At 53.5% G+C, this 6,456-nt stretch carries 7 protein-coding genes; all 7 read right to left on the reverse strand.

What is annotated here, in order from left to right; genetic code table 11:
- On the reverse strand, positions 1 to 630 hold a 630-nt coding region (locus Q0231_RS10545), incomplete at its 3' end, for a M20/M25/M40 family metallo-hydrolase (protein WP_299347645.1).
- 11 nt (positions 631 to 641) lie between these two features.
- Positions 642 to 1,817 (reverse strand): acetyl-CoA C-acyltransferase, encoded by a 1,176-nt coding sequence (locus Q0231_RS10550; protein ID WP_269393001.1) that lies wholly within the window; start codon positions 1,815 to 1,817, stop codon positions 642 to 644.
- 11 nt (positions 1,818 to 1,828) lie between these two features.
- Positions 1,829 to 3,121, reverse strand: coding sequence for an ArgE/DapE family deacylase (locus Q0231_RS10555; protein ID WP_269393002.1), 1,293 nt, complete (start codon positions 3,119 to 3,121; stop codon positions 1,829 to 1,831).
- Positions 3,122 to 3,128: 7 nt separating this feature from the next.
- Positions 3,129 to 3,782: a 3-oxoacid CoA-transferase subunit B gene (locus tag Q0231_RS10560; protein ID WP_299347646.1), complete on the reverse strand. Its 654-nt coding sequence runs from the start codon at positions 3,780 to 3,782 to the stop codon at positions 3,129 to 3,131.
- Entirely contained in the window at positions 3,769 to 4,461 is a 693-nt protein-coding gene (locus tag Q0231_RS10565; RefSeq protein WP_299347647.1) for a CoA transferase subunit A, read from the reverse strand. Before Q0231_RS10565 ends, Q0231_RS10560 begins: the two co-directional genes overlap by 14 nt.
- Positions 4,458 to 5,810 carry an aspartate aminotransferase family protein gene (locus Q0231_RS10570; RefSeq protein ID WP_299347648.1) on the reverse strand — a complete coding sequence of 451 codons (1,353 nt, stop codon included), beginning with the start codon at positions 5,808 to 5,810 and terminating at the stop codon, positions 4,458 to 4,460. The genes Q0231_RS10565 and Q0231_RS10570 overlap by 4 nt, the downstream gene beginning before the upstream one ends.
- A partial coding sequence (locus Q0231_RS10575; RefSeq protein WP_299347649.1) for an amino acid ABC transporter ATP-binding protein occupies positions 5,807 to 6,456 on the reverse strand: 650 nt, incomplete at its 5' end. The genes Q0231_RS10570 and Q0231_RS10575, both read right to left, overlap by 4 nt.

Here is a 6,456-nt window from a genome sequence, read left to right on the forward strand (position 1 = left end):
AGACATTGCGGGGCCTGGAGATACGCCGTCTTCAGGTGCCGCCGCGTGAGAGCTCTTGCCTTCAAGCTTGATTTTCATGCCGCGAGAGGCGCAGTTGCTTGGCCCAGTGCGCCATCCGATTTCGCCCAATGGGCGGCCAGGCACATTGTGATAGGCGAAGGCATAATCTGGTCGAATTTCAGCCCATTGTGCATCTTCAATAACCGCTTGTGCGCCAGCACCGGTTTCTTCGGCTGGTTGAAACAGTAAAATGACACGCCCTGTTGCGGGGCGATTTGCAAGCCCCATTGCAACACCAATAAGCGAGGCCATATGCCCGTCATGCCCGCAAAGATGTCCTTTTCCAGCGAGCGCGGAACGATAAGCCAGATTTGAGATCTCTCGGATTGGTAGTCCATCCAATTCGCAACGCAATAAGACCGTGGGGCCTTCTTCTTTTAGTCCTGTGAATTGAGCGGCAACGCCATGCCCACCAACTCCCCGCCAAATCCGGTCGGCGCCAAGTGCGCGTAGTTCGCGGCTTATCCGTTCAGCAGTTTGTGCTTCTTCCCCAGAGATTTCAGGACGTTCATGCAACTCATGACGCAGAGCTGTAAGCGTTGCGATCTGATTGTCCGTAAGCTGATACATTGTGTTGCCCTTTAAAATATCTCGAACAGGCCAGCAGCACCTTGGCCGCCGCCAACACACATGGAAACCACGCCCCATTTGGCCTTGCAGCGTTGGCCCTCAAGTAGAATATGTCCCGCCATACGCGCGCCCGACATGCCGTAGGGATGCCCGATGGCAATTGCCCCGCCGTTTACGTTTAACCGCTCGTTCGGCACACCAAGATGATCGCGGCAGTAAATAAGCTGGGCGGCGAAGGCTTCATTAATTTCCCAAAGATCAATATCATCCAATGTCAGCCCGGCACGCCCGAGCAGGCGCGGAATGGCAACTACTGGTCCGATGCCCATTTCTTCAGGCGCAACACCTGCGACCGCAAAACCGCGCATGGCACCAAGCGGATCCAGATTGCGCCGCGATGCTTCTGAGGCGTCCATGATTACCAATGTGGCCGCGCCGTCTGATAATTGACTAGCGTTGCCAGCAGTTACCGTTTTATTGGCGCCAAGAACCGGACTAAGGGCCGCGAGCCCTTCTGCAGTGGTCGCTGGGCGATTACATTCATCTTGCACCAGCTTTACTGATTCTTCTCGGGTTTCGCCCGTCGCTTTGTCCGTGATGTATTTTGTTGCGTTTATGGGAATAATCTCATCTGCAAACAAACCCGCATCCTGTGCTCGCGCCGCGCGTAACTGGCTTTGCAGGGCATATTCGTCCTGTGCGGCGCGGCTTACGCCATAGCGCTCAGCCACAATTTCGGCTGTTTCCAACATGGTCAGATAATAGTTTTTTGCAGCGCTGGGATCCCTATATCGGTGTGCGTTCCAATGTTCATTCTGCACCAATGAAATGCTCTCTAACCCACCAGCCAGCGCGACATCCACGCCTTCACTTGCTACCATATGTGAGGCAATCGAAATCGCATTCAAACCAGACGCACATTGTCGATCTAGCGTCGCTCCCGCCACGCTGTCAGGTAAATTGGTGGACATAACGATGTGACGTGCCACATTGACCCCGGATGTGCCTTGGGTTAGTGCCACGCCAAAAATTGCTTCTTCAACCTCGCCGCCCGTTAGATCAGCGCGGGCCAAAGCGGCCTTTACGGTTGGAGCGGCCAGGCTGGGTGCTTCCAAGTTATTGAACGCCCCGCGATAGGCTTTGCCGATTGGGGTGCGGGCAGTGGAGACGATAACAGCTTCGCGCATTTTGATTGTCCTTAAACCTTTTCCACGCCACACCATTCCGCAATAAACAGTGCGGTGGATTTTGTGATTTTGCGCATGCTTTCCAATTCGACACGCTCATTGAATCCATGGATCGCTTCAGCGCGAGGACCGTAGACCAGTGCGGGCGTGTCCGCATAAAGGCCAAAAAACCGGGCGTCTGTGGTCGCCGTTATTGCTTCGCGCACCAATGGTTCGCCAGTGGCCAATTGGTGTGCGTTTTCAAGCGTTGCGATGGCGGTCGCCGCATGTGTTGAACTGTCTTGTGACAATGCATAACCCTCAGCATGGAACCCATGATAGATGACCTCGGGCAAGCTATTGCGCAAAAATGCGTTCTCTTGGGCGGCCGCCAAAATCACCTGTTCGATCTCAGCTTTCGCATCATCAATGGACTGCCCCGGGAAAATTGCCATGCGCACGTCGAACACACTCCACGCGGGAACGGAACTGGTCCAATCACCGCCTTCAAATCTTCCAACATTTAGGTTCAGCGCATGCTCCATGTGGACGTAGTCACTGGGACGATTCTGGGCCGCGTTCCAGCGGTGTTCCATTTTGTGCAACGCTTCAATCAGCGGGAAAGCCGCCTCAATCGCATTGGATCCACTGCCCGCATAGGCCACATGCGCAGGTAGGCCCTTGAGGCGAACTTGAAACCAAATCACGCCGAGTTGTGCGCTCACCAAATGTTCGGAGAACGGTTCGGGGATAAGTGCGGCGTCGGCAGTATAACCACGCGCCAGACAAGCCAGAGCACCGTTACCCGTGCATTCTTCTTCCACCACGGATTGATAGAACACATCGGCGGCTGGGGCATAGCCACATGCGTTCAGCGCGTCGAGCGCAAACAGGTTTGACGCAAGTCCCGCCTTCATGTCTCCAGCGCCGCGGCCATAGAGCCAACCATCGGCGATTCGTGGCTCGAACGGGGGACTGTCCCACATATCAAGCGGCCCGGTCGGCACCACATCTATGTGGCCATTCAATATCAATGAGCGACCTTTTCGTGTCTTTGAGCGGTGTGCCCCAACAACATTGATCGCTTCTTCGTAGGGGCCAAGAACCGGTGAAAAACCGGGGAGATGCTGAATATCAGCAAGATCAATTTGCCAACGATCGATTTCATAACCTCGCTTGTCCAACTGATCGGCCATCAAGTTTTGAGCTGATTGTTCCTGCCCGCGAACGGAGGCATGAGACGTTAATTCAGACAGAAAGTCGACCTGAAGCTCAAAAGCTTTGTCCACTTCGTCAAATAGGCGCGCGCTTAGGTTGTGTGTCATGATAGGCTCAAAATACCCCCATCTCACCGCGGGGCAGGATCAAAGGCGCGCCCGTGGCTTCCACCACCTCATTTACGGTTACACCTCTTGCCAGTTCGACGAGTTCAAACCCTTTTGGGCCAACGTCAACTACCGCCAAATCTGTGTAGATCCGCGCCACGCAATTTGGGGCTGTTAGCGGCAACGAACACTTAGTTTTTAGCTTGGGGTTGCCCGCGCGATCCGTGTGCGTAGTGAGAACGACAACACGACGCGCCTTTTGGGCGAGCTCAATGCCACCGCCTACGCCGGGGCTGAACTTTCCTGGAATTTTCCAATTTGCTAAGTCGCCGTTCGAGCCGACTTCAAATGCGCCCAACATGGTCAGGTCAAGTCGTCCAGAACGCACCATTGCAAAGCTGGTTGCACTATCAAAAAAGGCCGAGCCGGGAACAGTTGAAACGTACGCGCCGCCGGCGTCAATCAGATTGCGATCTGCTTGTTCTGGCGAAAGGCTTGGGCCAATTCCGGTCATACCGTTTTCAGTGTGCAGGCAAACACAAAGATCTTCTGGCAAATGGTCAACAATCTTGGTTGGCAAACCTATGCCTAAATTCACCACCATGCCCGGCTGAACGTCGCGCGCGGCGCGCGCAAGCATGCGTTCTCTAGCGTTTGACAACTGCATACTCCTTTGTGAGCGCCGTGAGTTCGGTCACATGATCAATAAAGACCCCGGCCGTTTGGACGTTGTTGGGGTTCAGTCCACCAACAGGCAATAAGTTTACAGTTTCTGCGATAACGCAGTCAGCAGCCATCGCCATAAGTGGATTGAAGTTCTGTGCTGTGGCGGCGAATTCAAGGTTGCCGAAAACATCAGCTCGTTCCGCGTGGATGAGAGCAACATCGGCCCGCAGCGCAGATTCAATTATCTGACGCTTGCCCTCAAACTCAATTTCTTGTTTTCCCTCAGCCAGTTCAGTGCCAATTCCAATATCTGTCAAAATACCGGCCAAGCCAGAACCACCTGCTCGAATGCGTTCGGCCAAGATACCTTGGGCATTGAACTGGACTTCAAGCTTTGAGGTGTTCATCAATTCGATCGCATAAGCATTTAGGCCAAGATGCGTGGTAATGAGACGACGCACCTGACCGCTTCTGAGCAAATGATCAATGCCAAACCCGGGTTCGTTGGCGTCGTTTTTTACCAACGTAAGGTCGCGCGCGCCATGGGCCACCAGGGCATGAATTAGCGTCATCGGCGTGCCTGGCACGCCAAATCCGCCAACCATGATCGTATCGCCATCCCGGACTTTGGCAATGGCGGTTTCTATTGTGCATTGTTTATTGGGAAGCTTCATGCGTCAGCCTCTATGGGCAAACCCACCTCATGGGCAAAGGCATCAAGCGCGTCGCGCAGGATCGCCATCATTTCAAGAATTTGTTCCTTGGTTATGATCAACGGTGGGGCCAAAAGGAAGTGATCGCCAGCCGTGCCCCCGCGAGTTCGGCGTGAATAGATGATCAGACCGCGTTCGTACGCCAACTCGACAAGGTGTTCATGCGCATTGAGCTTTGGCGGCAATGGTTCCATTGTTTCACGGTCAGCCACAAATTCGAACGCCGTGAGCAGCCCTTTGCCCCGCACATCCCCAATAAAAGGATAGCGGTCCATCAACGCGCGCAGTTCAGCCATTAGAACGTCGCCCATATTGGCGGCATTTTCGATCAGGTTTTGATCCTCAAGCTCTTCAAGCACGGCCAAACCAGCTGAGCACGCCAAGGGGTTGCCAGCATAGGTAAACCCGTGGAGGAAACCGCCTGCATCAAGAACTGCCTCAACGATTTTTGCGCTTGAGACAATCGCGCCAAGAGGTGCATAACCAGCACCAAAACCTTTTGAGAGCGCCACAATGTCAGGGGTCACACCCCAATGTTCGGCGGCCAAGAATTTGCCTGTTCGGCCTGCCCCGGTCATGACCTCATCATAGATCAGGATCACACCAAATTCGTCACAAATATCGCGAACGCGTTGATAATAGCTGTCCGGCGCAACCAATGCCCCGGTGGATGCACCACCCACAGGTTCCATAATAAACGCTAGGACCGTATTTTCACCCTCGGCCAATATCTTTTCGCGCAAAAGCTCGGCGTATTTTAGGCCGCGCGCTTCTTCGGTTAGATTATCTCGATCCAAATAGGTGACCGGGGCTGCGGTTTTGGGCATGCCGCGCATCATAGGTGCGAATGGCTCACGCAACGGATCATAGCCTGTCAGGTCCAAGGCACCAAGCGTACAGCCATGATAGGATGGAAAGCGAGAAATGATCTTGTAGCGGCTCGCTTGCCCCCTGGTCACGGCATATTGGCGTGCAAGTTTTGTCGCACTCTCCACTGCTTCTGAACCACCGGACACGAAGAAAACGCGATCCAATCCTTCTGGGGTCATGGCAACCGTTTTGGCCGCCAAATCTTCGGAGGGGTGAGTGCGGAAATGCAGCCGATAGCCAAATGTCGCTTTGTCCATTTGTGCTTTGATTTTTGCCAGCACACGTGGGTTTGAGTGGCCAATATTTGACACCATAGCCCCGGAAGAGCCGTCTATATATCGTTTGCCACTTTCATCAAACAAATAGATCCCTTCGCCACGATCCAAGAAAGGGCGCGGATTACGAGATTGATAAAACAGATATGAAGGCGCATCACTCACTTTGCACCTGCGAGATGTTTTCGAAGGAATTCACGCGTGCGTTTTTGTTTCGGATCTTTAAAGATCACTTCTGGTGGCCCCTCTTCGACCACGACCCCTTGGTCCATAAAAAGAACCCGGTCGCACACAGAGGATGCAAAATCCATTTCGTGGGTTACGATGATCATCGTCATGTGTTTTTCGGCGAGCTTTTTCATGACCAAGTTCACCTCTTCCACCAACTCTGGGTCCAGCGCCGAGGTCGCCTCATCAAACAACATAAGCTTGGGCTTCATCGCCAACGCACGCGCAATAGCAACCCGTTGTTTCTGCCCCCCGGAGAGTTGTGATGGGTAATAATCGATCCGCTCCAGCAAGCCGACCTCATCGAGTTGTTCTTCGGCGAGTTTATTCGCCTCTGCCTTTGAAAGGCCCTTCAACATGATGGGTGCCATGGTGACATTTTCACGGGCCGTCATATGCGGGAATAAATTGAAATGCTGGAACACCATACCCACTTGTTGGCGCATCTCGTTGATGTGCTTTTCATACTTTCGGTAAGGCAGGTTTTTGTTCACCTGCACACCATCAAGCCACACCTCACCCCCGGTCAAAGGATCAAGGTCGTTTATAGCTCGCAACAAGGTTGATTTTCCGGATCCAGAAG

It is taken from the genome of uncultured Maritalea sp., assembly GCF_937139385.1.
GTDB lineage: Bacteria > Pseudomonadota > Alphaproteobacteria > Rhizobiales > Devosiaceae > Maritalea > Maritalea porphyrae_A.

What these genes read in the sequence shown, in the direction of transcription:
- Q0231_RS10565 (WP_299347647.1), bottom strand. Translation starts at nt 4,461, where the DNA reads ATGAAGCTTCCCAATAAACAATGCACAATAGAAACCGCCATTGCCAAA.
- Q0231_RS10550 (WP_269393001.1), bottom strand. Translation starts at nt 1,817, where the DNA reads ATGCGCGAAGCTGTTATCGTCTCCACTGCCCGCACCCCAATCGGCAAA.
- Q0231_RS10555 (WP_269393002.1), bottom strand. Translation starts at nt 3,121, where the DNA reads ATGACACACAACCTAAGCGCGCGCCTATTTGACGAAGTGGACAAAGCT.